The following is a 13,174-nucleotide window of genomic DNA, read 5'->3' as shown; positions in this document are numbered from 1 at the left end:
CGCGTCGTACCGGGCGCGGCCGCCGGGGTCATTTGCTCTGGGCCTTCCGGAAGGCCGCTTCCTGCTCCATCTGCTGCTTGCGCATCTCCTCCTGAGTCTGGGGGGCGTTCGGGGCGTTGACCCCCGGCGCGCCGATCCCGGCGACGTCGTCTCCCGTGCGGTCGGGGTCGTCCCCCAGGCAGCCGATCGGGATCGCGACCGCCGTCAACGCCGCGGCGCAGGCGAGTGCGAATCGAATCTTGTTCATCGCTGGATCAATCTCCTCGGGCGTCGCGCGCCGAGGGCGGGCCCCCGGGCCGACGAGGGCGAAGGCCGGAGGCCAGGGCAGGATGTCGACCCCACGCGAGGGTCGAAGCGGGCGCGACGGAGTGTCGTTGCTTTTTTTGTCCGTCCTGACGGTAAAGACCGAAAGGATAGTATGGTTATCTCCGATTCTCCGCCGGTGTCAAGCGGGCGTCGGCGAATTTCCGCCGCCGATCGCCCGAAGAGATGCGTTTGAATGGATAGTTCGGGCGGCGCCCGGTCCGGCGGTGGGGCCCGCGTCTCGACGTCGTCCCGGGCCGGAGGATACGCTGGCGGGAGGGCGTGGCCGGGTCGCGAGCGGGGGCAGAGGCGATGGCGATCGAGTTCGACGAGACCTTCGCGGCGATCGGATCCGAGGACTTCGGGCGAGCGCTGGCCTTCTACTCCGCGATCCTGGGGCGGGAGCCGGACGAGCGCCTGGGCGACGGCTACGCGGCCTTCCGGCTGCCGGGCCTGCGGCTGGGGATCTTCCGCCCGAAGCGGGGCGGGGCGGCCGACTTCGCGAATCCGCCGGGCCGTCGCGCGGGGCTGAACCTGGTCTTCCGGGTCGCGAGCCTCGATCGGGCGCTGGCCGAGGTGGAGGGGGCGGGGGGCTCGGCGACGTCGGCGTTCGCCACCTCGCACGGCCGCGAGGCCTACGCCTACGACCCGGACGGCAACCGGCTGATCCTGGTCGAGTCCACCCCGCGTCCCTGACGATTTGCGGGGGAGCGGGGCCGGCCGCTCGACTCGACTTTCGGGCTGTGTTAGCCTCCCTTGGGTTGGTGCGAGGCCCGGCGGATGCGAGCCGCCACGGCCGGCGATCCCCCGATCGCGTCCGGAGTCGACGAGATGTACAAGATCCTGGCCGTCGGCGAGGTGCTGTGGGATCTGCTGCCCGGCGGCAAGCAGCTCGGCGGCGCGCCGGCGAACTTCGCCTACCACTGCCGGGCGCTCGGGGCCGACGCGCGGATCGTCACCCGGATCGGCGACGACGATTTGGGGCGCGAGGTCCTGGAGAGGTTCCGCGGCCTGGGCCTGCCGACCGACACGGTGGAGATCGACCCCGATGCGCCCACCGGGACCGTCGGCGTGGAGGTCGACGCCGCGGGCCAGCCCCGCTACACGATCCACGAGGACGTCGCCTGGGATCGGATCGAGGCCGGCCCGGCGGCCCTGGCCCACGCGGCCGAGGCCGACGCGATCTGCTTCGGCAGCCTGGCGCAGCGGGCGGAGGCGTCGCGCGAGGCGATCGCGCGGATCGTCGCCGCGGCGAGGCCGGACGCCCTGCGGATCCTCGACGTCAACCTGCGGCCCCCGTTCGTCGACCGCGGCGTGATCGAGCGGTCGCTCGGCATGGCGAACGTCCTGAAGCTGAACGATCAGGAGCTGGTCGTCCTGGCCGACATGTTCGGCGTCCCCGGCCCGGTCGAGTCGTCGGTCGAGGCCCTCTCCGAGCGGTTCGGCCTGCGAGTGGTGGCGGTCACGCGGGGATCGGCCGGCAGCCTCCTCTTCGCGGAAGGTCGGTGGTCCGACAGCCCGGGGAGGGCCGTCGAGGTCGTCGACGCGATCGGGGCCGGCGACGCCTTCACGGCGGCCATGACGCTGGGCCTGCTGGCGGGCCGGCCGCTCGTCGACGTCAACCGGCGGGCCGACGAGATCGCCGCCTTCGTGTGCACACGGCCGGGGGGGACGCCCGCGCTCCCCGAGTCGCTCCGCGGCGGGCTCTGAATCGGTCGCCCCTTCGGGAGGTTTGCGTGGAAGTCCCCTTCGATCGTTCGTCGGCCGACGAGTCGGCCGCCTCCGGGGCTCGCTCGCTCTCGGGCCCTTTGATCTTCGCCACGTTCGTCGCCAGCCTCGGGGGCCTGCTGTTCGGGTTCGACGTGGCCATCATGTCGGGGACGACCGACGCGCTCACGAAGGTCTTCGGCCTGACCGGGATGACGCTGGGCTTCACCATCGCCAGCGGCCCGCTGGGGACGGTGCTGGGCTCCCTGATCGCGGGCAAGCCGGCCGACGTCTGGGGCCGACGGCCCCTGCTGGCGGTCCTGGCGATCGGCTACCTGGTCTCGGCCCTGGGCTGCGCCTTGGCGTGGGACTGGGGCTCGCTCCTGGTCTTCCGGATCCTGGGGGGCGTGGCGGTCGGCGCGGCGTCGGTGATCGCGCCCTTGTACATCGCCGAGATCGCCCCGGCCCGGTTCCGGGGCCGGCTGGTGGCCACCGTGCAGTTCAACATCGTATTCGGGATCCAGCTCGCCTTCCTGTCCAACTACATCATCTCCCAGATGGGCCTGGGCGAGGACGACTGGCGATGGATGCTGGGGGTCCAGGTGATCCCCTCGGCCCTGTTCTTCGTGCTGGCCCTGATGATCCCCGAGAGCCCGCGATGGCTGGTGGGGCAAGGGCGGATCGACGAGGCCCGCCGCGTCCTGACGAGGATCGGCGCCGACGAGGGGGTCGACGACGAGATCGCCGAGATCGAGGCGTCGCTCCAGAACACCGGCCTGGCCGACGACGACGCGCTGTTCCAGCGGGCCTACCTCAAGCCGATCATGCTGGCCGTGGCGATCGCGGCGTTCAACCAGCTCTCGGGGATCAACGCGGTCCTCTTCTACGCCCCCACGGTCTTCGCCATGACCGGCGCGGGCAAGGACGCCGCGCTTTTGCAGGCGGTGCTGGTCGGCGGGACGAACCTGATCTTCACGATGCTGGCGATGTCGATCATCGACCGCTTCGGCCGCCGCGTGCTGATGCTCGTCGGGTCGATCGGCTACATCCTGAGCCTCTCGGCGACGGCCTGGGCGTTCTACACCTACGGCACGGAGTTCACGACCTTCGGCGGCTGGGTCGTGCTGGCCAGCCTGATGGTGTTCATCGCCTCGCACGCGTTCGGCCAGGGGGCGGTGATCTGGGTCTACATCAGCGAGGTCTTCCCCAATCGCGTCCGGGCCAAGGGCCAGGCGCTGGGGAGCGCCGTGCACTGGGTCGGGGCTCTGGCCATCACCCAGACGTTCCCGATGATCGCCGAGAAGTCGGGCGGGCACGCTTTCGCCTTCTACGCGGCGATGATGGTCCTCCAGCTCATCTGGGTCCTGACCTCCATGCCCGAGACCAAGGGCGTGCCGCTCGAACGGCTCCAGAAGCAGTTGGGCCTATCCTGAACCACGAGGAGGCCGCCGTCGTGATCGACCGTCGAGGGTTCCTGGGGGCGGCCGGCACCGGGGCGCTGGCGCTGGGCGGGCTGGGGGCGTCGCGGGCCGCGGCGGCCGGGGCGACCGTGGACGTGCTGCTGGACGAGCCGATCGGGACGATCCGACCGGAGGTCTACGGGCACTTCACCGAGCACATCGGCGGCGTGATCTACGACGGGATCTGGGTGGGGCCCGACTCGAAGGTGGAGAACGTCGGCGGCGTCCGCAAGCAGCTCGTCGACCACATGAAGCGCCTGGGCAAGGTCGTGATCCGCTGGCCCGGCGGCTGCTTCGCCGACGCCTACCACTGGCGCGACGGGATCGGCCCGCCGGCCCGGCGCCCCCGGCGGTTCGGCCGCTGGAGAGAGGCTACCGAGCCCAACGCCTTCGGCACCCACGAGTTCATGCGGTTCTGCCGGCTCTGCGACGCCGCCCCGTACTTCGCCGCCAACGTCGGGATGGGCTCGCCCTCGGAGTTCCAGGACTGGGTCGAGTACTGCAACGCCCCCGCCGGCGCGACGACGCTGGCCGACGAGCGCGTCGCCAACGGCGACCGCGACCCGTTCGGCGTCGCCTACTGGGGGGTGGGCAACGAGAGCTGGGGCTGCGGCGGCAAGTTCACCCCGGAAGACTACTGCCGCGAGTACCGCCGGTTCACCGAGTGGGTCCCCGAGTACGGCGTGAAGCTCCAGCTCATCGCCGCCGGGCCCAACGGCAACGACCTGGACTGGACCCGCCGCTTCTTCGCCAAGTGGGTCGACGGCGCCCGCGCCCCGATCCGGGGGTTCGCCGCGCACTACTACTGCGGGACCACCGGACACGCCCTGAACTTCAGCGGCGACCAGTGGTACGAGATGCTCCACAAGGCGAACTTCATGGAGACCCTGATCCGCGAGCAGTGGGCCGCGATGGGGGAGTTCGACCGCGACCGCCGGGTGAAGCTCATCATCGACGAGTGGGGCTGCTGGCACCCGCCCGGGACCGAGATCAACCCCCGGCACCTCTATGAGCAGATGGGCTGCCTCCGCGACGCCCTCGTCGCGGCGCTCACGCTCGACGTCTTCAACCGCCACGCCGACAAGGTCGACATGGCGAACGTCGCGCAGCTCATCAACAACATCCACTCGCTGTTCCTGGCCGACGGCGACCGCTTCGTCCGCACGCCGAGCTTCCACGTCTTCGAGATGTACCGCCCCCACCACGGCGCGACCAGCGTCCGCGTCGAGGCGCAGTCGCCCGAGGTGGCGTTCAAGATCGGCGACCGCGAGGCGAAGCTGTTCCGCGTGGCCGGCTCGGCCTCGCGCGCCGGCGCCAAGGCTGTCACGATCACCCTGGTCCACTCACACGCGACCGAGCCCGTAGAGGCCGAGATCCGCCTCAAGGGCGCCGAGGCCGCGTCCGTCCGCAAGACCGTGCTCACCCACGCCGAGCTGAACGCCCACAACACCTTCGACCGGCCCGACGCGGTCACGCCGACGGCCTCCGACGCCGGGCTGAAGGGCGCCTCGCTCCGCCTGGTGCTCGACCCGGCGTCGGTGACGCGGCTCGACGTGACGCTCGCCTGATCAGGGCCGCGGCGTCAACCGGCCCGCCGACCTCGCGCGACGAGTCGGCCCCCGGCTATCAGCAGGGCCCCCAGCGCGGCCGAGACGATCGCCGAGGGCTCGGGCACGGCGGCGGCGGGCCTCAGCAGGCTCACCTGGTTGACGCCGTAGGAGCCGATGTAGTTGAACGGAGCCGCCGTCAGGTAGAAGACGACGCGGTGGATATTGGCCTCGGTGCTCTTGAGGCCCAGGAACACGGCCGAGCCGTCGTTGTTCGCGTTCGAGGCCCCCGTCGCCGAGAACACCCCGAGGAGGCCGCCGGCCGCGTCGAACGCCGCCATTTCGGCGGTGAAGGTGGCCAGGGCGTTGGCCTGCTGGAAGTTCATGCCCACCCCGGCCACCCCGGAGGCGAAGTCCATCGTGATCGCGTTGGGCGCGGCGTCGGGGTAGTTGTTCGTCCAGAGCACGGTCTCGCCGGGGCTGAAATTGCCCGCCCAGCCGTTCGTCGCGCCCTGGACCAGAACCTGGAAGTCGCCGTTCGCGGCCCGCTTGCTGACCGTCGCCCTCAGCCCGCCGGCCGACGTGGCCTCGACCGGGTTGCTCACGAGGTCGCCGTTCGATCCCAGCGTCCCCCAGTCGATCAGGTCGTTCCCCGCCAGGTCCGCGCGGGAGAGGACCTGCACCAGGCCCGCCCTCGCCTCCACCCCCAGGAGCCCCGCCGCCATCACCGCGACCCACGCCGCCGCCGTCATCCGTCTCGCCGTCATCGTCGTCCTCCGGGGTGTCGATCAACTTCGCCCGCCCTCGTGTCGGTCGAGTCAGGGCGATCACGATTGTCACCATGTAGGACGAAGCGGATTGACGCGGCGCGGCGAGAATCGACTCCCGCCCGAGTGGCGGGCGTCGCTGCGGCGATGGAATTCCCGGCATGGCTGTTGCTTACGTCGTGGGGTTGGAGTCCAATCACCGAACAGGCGACATTCACGCGACCGGCCTCGGCCGGAAGAACGGGGGTCCCATGCGATTCATCCAGGGCATCCTGCTGCTGATCTTCCTCGGGGCGGTGGGCCTCTTCGCCGTCCAGAACACCGATTCGATCACCGTGAACTTCGCGCAATGGCGCGCGACGGGGCCGGTGGCCTTGCTGGCGATCGGCTCCTACCTGCTGGGGATGCTCAGCGGCTGGACCGTCTACTCGTTCTTCACCCGGTCGCTGCGGAAGGTCTCGGAACGGCCGGTCGAGTGAGGCCCGAAGGAGGGCCGCTTCTCCCATGAGTCGCACGGATCTCGACGTCTACAACGAAGCCTGCGGTTTCCTGATCGGCTCCGCGAGCCTGCACGGCGGGGCCTACTCCGAGGCGGTGGACGGCGACGCCGAATGGCTCGCCGGGATCGCCGCCGGCGACTTCCTCCCCTTCGAACTGGTCCAGGACGACGGCTTCATCATCCGCGTCGTGATCGACGAGCCGCTCTCGGCCCGCGAGGAGGACGAGTGGGTCGGCCGCACGCGCCACAAGCTGCGCGTCCCGGACGGCCGGCTCGTCGTGGTCGGCGGCTGCCAGGAGTACCTGGCGGGCGAGGAGATGGACGAGTTCACCGCCTCCCTCGACGTGCCCCCCGGCGACTACCTGGCCGAGGTCTACTCCTACTACCACGGCGTCAACGGCGAATTCTGCCTGCGCGAGGCGGGGCCCGACGAGCCCATCGCCGCGTACTTCCGCCGCACCCGTCCCGGCGAGCCCTTCCCGCTCTGGCTCCGCGACCTGTGCGCCGACGACCCGAGGCTCGACCCGGGCCACGAGGAAGAATGGCGGGACGAGCAGGTCGACTACGACGCCGAGAAGCCCGCCCACGTCGGCTTCCTCATCCACCTTTCCCCCCTGGTCGAGGAGCCGGCCGCGCCCGCGATCGAGCGGGGTTGGATCGCGATCGGCCAGGGCGCCCGGCGGCCCGACGCCTGCCCTCTGGGCCTGGTCGCCGATCACCTGGCCGTCGAGGGGGACGAGTAGCAGCTCCCGGCGTCTCGCCTCGCGACGACGCCGGGCGACTCCTCGGGCTCAGTAGCTGTCCGACGAGACGACCTCCTCGCCGTCGCGCGAGCCCAGGGACATCCAGGTGTTCTGGTTGATCGAGTCCTTGGCGAAGCGGACGGAGCCGTCCAGGAACAGCACGTTCACGCCGCCGGGGTGGAGGCTCGACGGGATGTGGATGTGGCCGAAGTCGGTGCCGCAGCCCGCGGCGCAGTCCCATCGGCAGGACGAGAAGGCGTACTGCGTGGAGTTGGGCGGGAAGATGATGCTGGCGAGCGTCGCCCCGGGCGAGCCGGTCGCCCAGCTGATCCCGCGATTCGAGTTCGTTCCCGGAGTTGCGACGATCGCCTGCATGCAGTTCTGGGCGTACTGGATCACCTGCGGCATGATCGTCCGGGCGTCGCGGACGAGCATGTTCCCCGGGACCGAGCCCGGGACGCCCGAGACGTACTGCCGCCACTTGCGCCGGTGGTTGTTGTAGTCGCCCACCAGGGCCTCGACGTGCGAGATCGTGTTCGAGGTGCCGTCGGTGATGTCGGCGACCGAGTAGGCGGTCCGCCTGGGGGCGAAGGCGCCGTTGGTGTTGGTCGACCAGGGGTCGGTGCCGGTGCCGTATGAGCCGTGGTAGTTGTTCAGGTGGTCGCGACCGGCCTGGCCGTCGGACGGGCAGAGGAAGGCCGCCACGCGGGCGTTCCACACCGTGCGGTTCAGCTCGGACCCGGTCCCCCACCACACGCTCCAGTTGAAGTTGCACGAGTTGTAGAGCGGCGTCTGCTCCAGGTACGGCAGCATCATCGAGTGGGCGCTGAAGGTGCCCCAGTCGGTCTGCTCGCCGGGGTTGGCGTAGGCGATGGCGTTCCCCATCGGGAACGAGCCCGCGGCCTGGTGGTAGTTGTGCATCCCCAGGCCCATCTGCTTCAGGTTGTTGGTGCACTGGGCGCGGCGGGCCGCCTCGCGCGCCGACTGCACGGCCGGCAGCAACAGGGCGATGAGCACCGCGATGATGGCGATGACCACCAAAAGCTCGATCAGCGTGAAAGCCCCGCGTCGTTCGTTCTTCATGGGCGACGAGTCCTCGCGTTGGGATGAGAATGGGACGAGAAAAGCCGCGGGCGCGGGGACCTTCGCCGACCCCCGCCGCCCTCGATTCACTCCGGCTTCTCCACCTCGGCTTCCTTCTTCTCGACCTTGGCGGCCTTCTCGGCCTTCGCCGGCTTCTTGCTCTTGGACTGCATGAACTCCCTCATGGCGTCCTGGCCCCGGTTGTCGGCCTGGACGGCCTCCGTCGATCGATCGACGGCCCCCGCCGAGTCCGAATCGCCGCAGCCGGCCAGCGCCGGCGCGATCAGGACGAAGGTGAGGCGCGCAAAGCGAAATGCCCGATGCATAGGTCGGTTTCTCCCCTGCGAAATGGTGCGGATGTCGAGGGCGAAAGGCGTCGGGCGACCCTCGGAGTGGATCGCGGGACGGGGGTGATGCGTACGAGGTCGATGACGGGGGGCGAAGCTAACCGGTCAAATCAGGCCGAACAATATCGTAGATTAAAAAGGCGCGGATTCCGGCTGAGGGCATCCCGGCGTGGTCGCGCGGGAGCCGGCGCGGGCGATGTCGTGTGATGGGGGGGCGGGGACCGGCGGCGGTCAGTGGGCGGGGCGGGCGGCGCCGGGCTCGACCCCGGCGCGTTCCATGGGGCGGTGGGCGTCGGTCGCGGCGAGGGCCACGAGGCAGGCGATCCAGGTGAAGAAGAGGGCGAGCGCGGCGAGGAACCTGCGGCGGTCCCGAGCGGAGGGGGTCGAGGGGGGGGAGGTCTCGGGGGTCATGGTCGGTCGTCCTCCGCGGCATCGGGCCCGGCGTCGTCGTCGATCGGGGCGGGGCGGAAATCGGTCTCGAAGTCGAACACGTCGTCGAAGTCCTCGCGGCGGTCGTGGGGCGTCTTGTCGAGCTCGCCGGAGGCGATCAGGTTGTAGACGATCTCGCCGATGTCCGAGGTCGAATGCAGGCCCCACTTGGCGAGGACGGGGAGGGCGAGCATGCCGTATTCGCGGAGCGCCAGGCGGCGGGCCGCGAGGCAGACCTGCCGGCCGGTGACGTGGCCGGAGGCGGCCTCGGACCTGGCCTTGCGCGAGCCCCGGCCCTTGGCGGGGCGGGCGGCCCGCTCGCGTTCGCGTTCGCGGTCGAGCCGGCGGGCCTCGCGGATCTTGCGGTTCCGGGCCGTGTGCAGGGACTCCAGCACGAAGGCGTAGGCCTCCAGCGAGTAGCGCGGGTCCCTGGCGATGACGCGGCCGATCTCGTCGCGGAAGCTCATGGACGTCGTCCTGGATGCGGGGGCCGGGTCGCGCCGGTCATTCGTCGATCCCCGGGTCGGAATCGTCCGGGTCCTCGTCGCCGGGGCCGTCGGGCCGACGGCCCCCCCGCGACCGGGGTTCGAAGGCGAGGACCTCGTCGCGGCCGATGATGATGCGGCGGCCGTCCTCGTACTCGACCACCAGCTTCCCCGCCAGCACGTCCTGGGCCATCACCCGGCCCCGGCCCTTGGCCGTCTCGACCCGCGAGCCGTTGGGGGGGAGTTCCTTCTCGGCCTCGCGGTAGGCGTCGTACTCGTAGCGGAGGCAGCACTTCAGCCGGCCGCAGCGGCCCGAGATCTTGGAGGGGTCGAGCGTGGTCTTCTGGAGCTTGGCCATCTTCATGGAGACGGGGGGCATCTGGGTCAGGTGCGTGTTGCAGCAGACCGGCTTGCCGCAGTCGCCGTAGTCGGCCAGCAGCTTCGCCTCGTCGCGGACGCCGATCTGGCGCATCTCGATCCGGGCCCGCAAGGCGCGGGCGAGGTCGCGCACCAGCTCGCGGAAGTCCACCCGCTTCTCGGCCAGGTAGTAGAAGATCACCCGCTCGCGGCCGAAGAGGATCTCCACGTCCACCAGGTTCATCTGCAGCCGTCGCTTGGCGATCAGCTCCTGGCAGACGCCGAAGGCCTGCTTCTCCAGCGGGGGGAGGGTCTTCTCGTGGTCGAGGTCGGGCCCCTCGGCCGGGCGGACGATCTCGGCCGGCTCGCGGCGGTCCAGGGTCCGGGCCGCGCGGTCGGTCAGGGGGCAGAGGACCTCCCCCAGCTCCAGCCCTCGGTCGCTGCGGACCACCACCCGCTGGCCGCGGGGATGCTCCGCCCCCGGCGCGGCTTGGCACGCGCCCAGGATCCGCATCCGGCCGTAGCGAACGACGTAGCTCATGCCCCGGATTATGACCGCCCGCCGACCGCGACGAAAGGTCAGAACCCCCCGGATCGCCGGGGCGGCGGATCCGTCTTCTAAGGTTCGGCCCGAATCGACATAATACCCGCTCCGTTGCGAGAGGGATTTCGGCGCGGCGAGGCCGGCGTCGAGGAAGCCGAGGACAGGACGCTCGACCATGATCAAAGACGAACTGCTGGCCCTCCTGGTCTGCCCGCTCGGCCGCGCGCCGCTGCGGCTCGAGGGCGAATCCCTCGTCTGCACCCGCTGCGGGCTCCGCTACGCGATCAACGACGGCATCCCCAACATGCTGTACGAGGAGGCCGAACTCCCCCCCGGCGTCAAGTCGATCGCCGAGCTGGAGTGCGCCAAGACGGCCGACGTCAAGCCGTCCTGACCACGCGGCCGTCCGTCGAATCGCGGCCCAAGGAGGGGGAGTGGGATGAGCATTACGACGACGTCGGAAAGCCAGGGCGCGGGCCTCGCGCGAGACCGCGACTTCCTGGAATCGCTGGCGGATCGCGACCGCTGGTTCTACACCCATTACGTCTGGGCGGTCGACGTCATCGTCGAGCAGCTCACGCGCGTCGCCCCGCTGGAAGGGGCGAAGGTCTTCGACTTCGGCTGCGGCGAGGGCCTGATGGCCCGGGGCCTCGCCCCGCTCTGCCGCGAGGTCCGGGGCGTCGACATCGTGCCCAAGTTCGAAGGGCTCGACGCCCGGATCGACGCCATCTTCGGCCCCGACCACGGCATCCCGCCGGTGGACCTCCGGCTGGTCGACCCGTTCGAGCCGCTCCCCTACGAAGACGCCACGTTCGACGCCGCGTTCGCCTGGTCGGTCTTCGAGCACGTCGCCGACCCGGGCCGCTCGCTCCGCGAGATCCACCGGGTGCTCCGCCCCGGCGGCGCCTTCTTCCTGATCATCAACCCGCTGTACTACTCGGCCATGGGCGGCCACCTCTGGAACGTCCTTGAGGAGCCCTGGATCCACCTGCGGCTCTCGCGCGAGGAGCTGTTCGACCGCGTCCGCAAGGCCATCCTCAAGGCCGAGGTCGAGGAGGGCCGGACCGACATCTGGCAGGGCAAGACGGTCGAGGCCTACCGCGAGACCCTGCTGCGTTGCCTGGACAGCCTCAACATGCTGACGGTCCGGCTGCTCAAGGAGCACCTCCGCTACGCCGGCTTCACGGTCGTCGCCGAGGAGACCCGCCAGACGCTCCCCCACCAGCCCCCGGCCGACCTGCTGGAACTCCACCCCCGCGAAGACCTCATGACCGACGAGGTCCGCCTGCTCCTGCGGCGCTCGGGCTGAGCCGAGCGCGGCGGCCGATCGGAGGCGGGCGGACCCCTTGGTCCGGGATCAGGCGAAGATCTCGGTGGCGACCTGGCCGGCGACGTCGGTCAGGCGGAAGTCCCGCCCGGCGTAGCGGTAGGTGAGCTTCGTGTGGTCGAGGCCCATCAGGGCCAGCAGGGTCGCGTGCAGGTCGTTGGTGTGCATTCGGCCCTCGACGGCGTTGAGACCGTACTCGTCGGTCGCGCCGTAGGAGAAGCCCGGCTTGACCCCCGCGCCGGCGAGCCACATCGGGTAGCCGGTGATGTTGTGGTCGCGGCCGTCGGCCCCCTGGCTCGTCGGCTGGCGGCCGAACTCGCTGCCGAACAGGACGAGAGTCTCTTCCAGGAGCCCGCGCTGTTCCAGGTCGGCGAGAAGGGCGGCCGTGGCCTGGTCGGTGGCCTTGGCGTTGTTGATGAGGCCGTTGTGCAGGTTCGTGTGGTGGTCCCAGCCGGGCTGGGCGACCTCGACGAACCGGACGCCCGCCTCGCTGAGCCGGCGGGCCATGAGGCACTGGCGGGCGAAGCTCCCCGCCGGGCCGGGCTGCACGCCGTAGGCGTCGAGGACCGACTGCGGCTCGTCCGAGAAGTCGAGCAGCTCGGGGACCTTCCCCTGCATCTTGAACGCCAGCTCGTACGACGCGATCACGCCGTCGAGCTGGTCCGGCGCGCCTGGCGTCGCGCCGAGGTCGCGGTTCATGGCCTGGACGAGGTCGATCTGCCGGCGCTGGAGCGACGAGGCGGCGTGCGCCTTGATGTTGGGCAGGTGGCCGACGTCGCTGATCCGCGTCCCCTGGAAGTGGGCCGGCAGGAACGAGCTGCCGTAGTTCACCGCGCCGCCGAAGTTCGCCGGCGGGTTGATCGTGACGTAGCCCGGCACGTCCTGATTCTCCGTCCCCAGGCCGTAGAGCAGCCACGCGCCGAGCGACGGCCGCGTCAGGGACGCCAGCGCCGCGCCGGTGTGGAGCTGGATGACGGCCTCCGGGTGCGCCGGCGTGTCGGTGTGCAGCCCCCGGATGAAGCAGAGCTTGTCGACGTGGCGGGCGACGTTCGGGTACAGCTCCGAGACCCAGGTCCCGGTCTGGCCGTGCTGCGCGAACTTGAACTTCGATCCGGTCAGCGTGCCGCCCCCCGGGCCGACCTTGCCGTCGTCCTTCTGGAGTTGGGGCTTGTAGTCGAAGGTGTCCATCTGCGACATCGCCCCGTTCATGAACAGGAAGATGATCCGCTTGGCCTTCGCCGGGAAGTGCGGGGCCTTCGGCGCGAGCGGCCCGGGCCCGGGGGCCGCCGCGTCGCCGCCGCGGACCTTCGGGGCGGCCTCGCCCAGCAGGCCGGCCAGGGCCAGCATCCCGAAGCCGGTGCCGGCGTTCTTGAGGACCTGGCGGCGGGAAAGCGAATCGACGATTGGGAGATCGGGGAACCTGGGCATTTGTGAAATCCTGTGGATAATTTCGTTGTCTCAATGAATTCGGCGTTCGCGCCCTCATCCCTTACCCCTGGTGGAGGAAGGACCGCGGAGCTGTCGATGAGGGGGATCATCAAGGCGGACATCGCGAGAGAGCGACGGCCTTTGGTGG

At 70.4% G+C, this 13,174-nt stretch carries 16 protein-coding genes; 8 read left to right on the top strand and 8 right to left on the bottom strand.

Annotated elements, in window-relative coordinates; translation table 11 throughout:
- Positions 1-28: 28 nt before the first annotated feature.
- Positions 29-247 (bottom strand): hypothetical protein, encoded by a 219-nt coding sequence (locus tag G6O68_RS23180; protein ID WP_165251031.1) that lies wholly within the window; start codon positions 245-247, stop codon positions 29-31.
- A 368-nt stretch (positions 248-615) separates the two neighbouring features.
- On the opposite strand from G6O68_RS23180, the gene G6O68_RS23175 reads away from it, so the two are divergent.
- The 4 genes from G6O68_RS23175 (at position 616) to G6O68_RS23160 (ending at position 5,038) form a co-directional block, all read left to right on the top strand.
- Positions 616-999: a VOC family protein gene (locus G6O68_RS23175; RefSeq protein ID WP_165251030.1), complete on the top strand. Its 384-nt coding sequence runs from the start codon at positions 616-618 to the stop codon at positions 997-999.
- Positions 1,000-1,083: 84 nt separating this feature from the next.
- On the top strand, positions 1,084-2,013 hold the full coding sequence (locus G6O68_RS23170) for a carbohydrate kinase family protein (protein ID WP_240911469.1): 930 nt from the start codon (positions 1,084-1,086) through the stop codon (positions 2,011-2,013).
- A 26-nt stretch (positions 2,014-2,039) separates the two neighbouring features.
- Entirely contained in the window at positions 2,040-3,443 is a 1,404-nt protein-coding gene (locus G6O68_RS23165; RefSeq protein ID WP_165251029.1) for a sugar porter family MFS transporter, read from the top strand.
- Between the two features lie 20 nt (positions 3,444-3,463).
- Entirely contained in the window at positions 3,464-5,038 is a 1,575-nt protein-coding gene (locus G6O68_RS23160) for an alpha-N-arabinofuranosidase (protein WP_165251028.1), read from the top strand.
- A 14-nt stretch (positions 5,039-5,052) separates the two neighbouring features.
- On the opposite strand, the gene G6O68_RS23155 is transcribed toward G6O68_RS23160, so the two are convergent.
- Complete coding sequence (locus G6O68_RS23155; protein WP_165251027.1) at positions 5,053-5,784, bottom strand: hypothetical protein; 732 nt, start codon at positions 5,782-5,784, stop codon at positions 5,053-5,055.
- Between the two features lie 251 nt (positions 5,785-6,035).
- Between G6O68_RS23155 and G6O68_RS23150 the strand changes: the two genes are divergently transcribed.
- Positions 6,036-6,263: a lipopolysaccharide assembly protein LapA domain-containing protein gene (locus G6O68_RS23150; protein WP_165251026.1), complete on the top strand. Its 228-nt coding sequence runs from the start codon at positions 6,036-6,038 to the stop codon at positions 6,261-6,263.
- Between the two features lie 25 nt (positions 6,264-6,288).
- Complete coding sequence (locus G6O68_RS23145) at positions 6,289-7,026, top strand: hypothetical protein (RefSeq protein ID WP_165251025.1); 738 nt, start codon at positions 6,289-6,291, stop codon at positions 7,024-7,026.
- A gap of 48 nt (positions 7,027-7,074) precedes the next feature.
- Here G6O68_RS23145 and G6O68_RS23140 read toward each other — a convergent pair whose 3' ends face one another.
- The 5 genes from G6O68_RS23140 to G6O68_RS23120 form a co-directional block, all read right to left on the bottom strand.
- Positions 7,075-8,109: a DUF1559 domain-containing protein gene (locus G6O68_RS23140; RefSeq protein ID WP_165251024.1), complete on the bottom strand. Its 1,035-nt coding sequence runs from the start codon at positions 8,107-8,109 to the stop codon at positions 7,075-7,077.
- Positions 8,110-8,195: 86 nt separating this feature from the next.
- On the bottom strand, positions 8,196-8,435 hold the full coding sequence (locus G6O68_RS23135) for a hypothetical protein (RefSeq protein ID WP_165251023.1): 240 nt from the start codon (positions 8,433-8,435) through the stop codon (positions 8,196-8,198).
- 252 nt (positions 8,436-8,687) lie between these two features.
- Complete coding sequence (locus tag G6O68_RS23130; protein WP_165251022.1) at positions 8,688-8,867, bottom strand: hypothetical protein; 180 nt, start codon at positions 8,865-8,867, stop codon at positions 8,688-8,690.
- Complete coding sequence (locus G6O68_RS23125) at positions 8,864-9,352, bottom strand: Minf_1886 family protein (RefSeq protein WP_165251021.1); 489 nt, start codon at positions 9,350-9,352, stop codon at positions 8,864-8,866. The genes G6O68_RS23130 and G6O68_RS23125 overlap by 4 nt, the downstream gene beginning before the upstream one ends.
- Positions 9,353-9,389: 37 nt before the next feature.
- Positions 9,390-10,268, bottom strand: coding sequence for a PSP1 domain-containing protein (locus tag G6O68_RS23120; protein WP_206108187.1), 879 nt, complete (start codon positions 10,266-10,268; stop codon positions 9,390-9,392).
- Between the two features lie 178 nt (positions 10,269-10,446).
- Here G6O68_RS23120 and G6O68_RS23115 point away from each other — a divergent pair, with 178 nt between their 5' ends.
- Positions 10,447-10,665, top strand: coding sequence for a Trm112 family protein (locus G6O68_RS23115; RefSeq protein ID WP_165251020.1), 219 nt, complete (start codon positions 10,447-10,449; stop codon positions 10,663-10,665).
- Positions 10,666-10,710: 45 nt separating this feature from the next.
- Entirely contained in the window at positions 10,711-11,580 is an 870-nt protein-coding gene (locus G6O68_RS23110) for a class I SAM-dependent methyltransferase (protein WP_165251019.1), read from the top strand.
- 48 nt (positions 11,581-11,628) lie between these two features.
- Here the strand turns inward: G6O68_RS23110 and G6O68_RS23105 are convergent, their stop codons facing one another.
- Positions 11,629-13,026 (bottom strand): DUF1501 domain-containing protein, encoded by a 1,398-nt coding sequence (locus G6O68_RS23105; protein ID WP_165251018.1) that lies wholly within the window; start codon positions 13,024-13,026, stop codon positions 11,629-11,631.
- Positions 13,027-13,174 lie beyond the last annotated feature (148 nt).

Source organism: Paludisphaera soli, from assembly GCF_011064595.1.
Classification (GTDB): Bacteria; Planctomycetota; Planctomycetia; order Isosphaerales; family Isosphaeraceae; genus Paludisphaera; species Paludisphaera soli.
This window is presented reverse-complemented; position numbering and strand designations above follow the sequence as displayed.

Bases quoted from the DNA above. Each gene is read 5' to 3' on its own strand.
- G6O68_RS23180 (WP_165251031.1), bottom strand. From the start codon at position 247: ATGAACAAGATTCGATTCGCACTCGCCTGCGCCGCGGCGTTGACGGCG.
- G6O68_RS23175 (WP_165251030.1), top strand. From the start codon at position 616: ATGGCGATCGAGTTCGACGAGACCTTCGCGGCGATCGGATCCGAGGAC.
- G6O68_RS23170 (WP_240911469.1), top strand. From the start codon at position 1,084: ATGCGAGCCGCCACGGCCGGCGATCCCCCGATCGCGTCCGGAGTCGAC.
- G6O68_RS23155 (WP_165251027.1), bottom strand. From the start codon at position 5,784: ATGACGGCGAGACGGATGACGGCGGCGGCGTGGGTCGCGGTGATGGCG.
- G6O68_RS23150 (WP_165251026.1), top strand. From the start codon at position 6,036: ATGCGATTCATCCAGGGCATCCTGCTGCTGATCTTCCTCGGGGCGGTG.
- G6O68_RS23145 (WP_165251025.1), top strand. From the start codon at position 6,289: ATGAGTCGCACGGATCTCGACGTCTACAACGAAGCCTGCGGTTTCCTG.
- G6O68_RS23140 (WP_165251024.1), bottom strand. From the start codon at position 8,109: ATGAAGAACGAACGACGCGGGGCTTTCACGCTGATCGAGCTTTTGGTG.
- G6O68_RS23135 (WP_165251023.1), bottom strand. From the start codon at position 8,435: ATGCATCGGGCATTTCGCTTTGCGCGCCTCACCTTCGTCCTGATCGCG.
- G6O68_RS23130 (WP_165251022.1), bottom strand. From the start codon at position 8,867: ATGACCCCCGAGACCTCCCCCCCCTCGACCCCCTCCGCTCGGGACCGC.
- G6O68_RS23125 (WP_165251021.1), bottom strand. From the start codon at position 9,352: ATGAGCTTCCGCGACGAGATCGGCCGCGTCATCGCCAGGGACCCGCGC.
- G6O68_RS23120 (WP_206108187.1), bottom strand. From the start codon at position 10,268: ATGAGCTACGTCGTTCGCTACGGCCGGATGCGGATCCTGGGCGCGTGC.
- G6O68_RS23115 (WP_165251020.1), top strand. From the start codon at position 10,447: ATGATCAAAGACGAACTGCTGGCCCTCCTGGTCTGCCCGCTCGGCCGC.
- G6O68_RS23110 (WP_165251019.1), top strand. From the start codon at position 10,711: ATGAGCATTACGACGACGTCGGAAAGCCAGGGCGCGGGCCTCGCGCGA.
- G6O68_RS23105 (WP_165251018.1), bottom strand. From the start codon at position 13,026: ATGCCCAGGTTCCCCGATCTCCCAATCGTCGATTCGCTTTCCCGCCGC.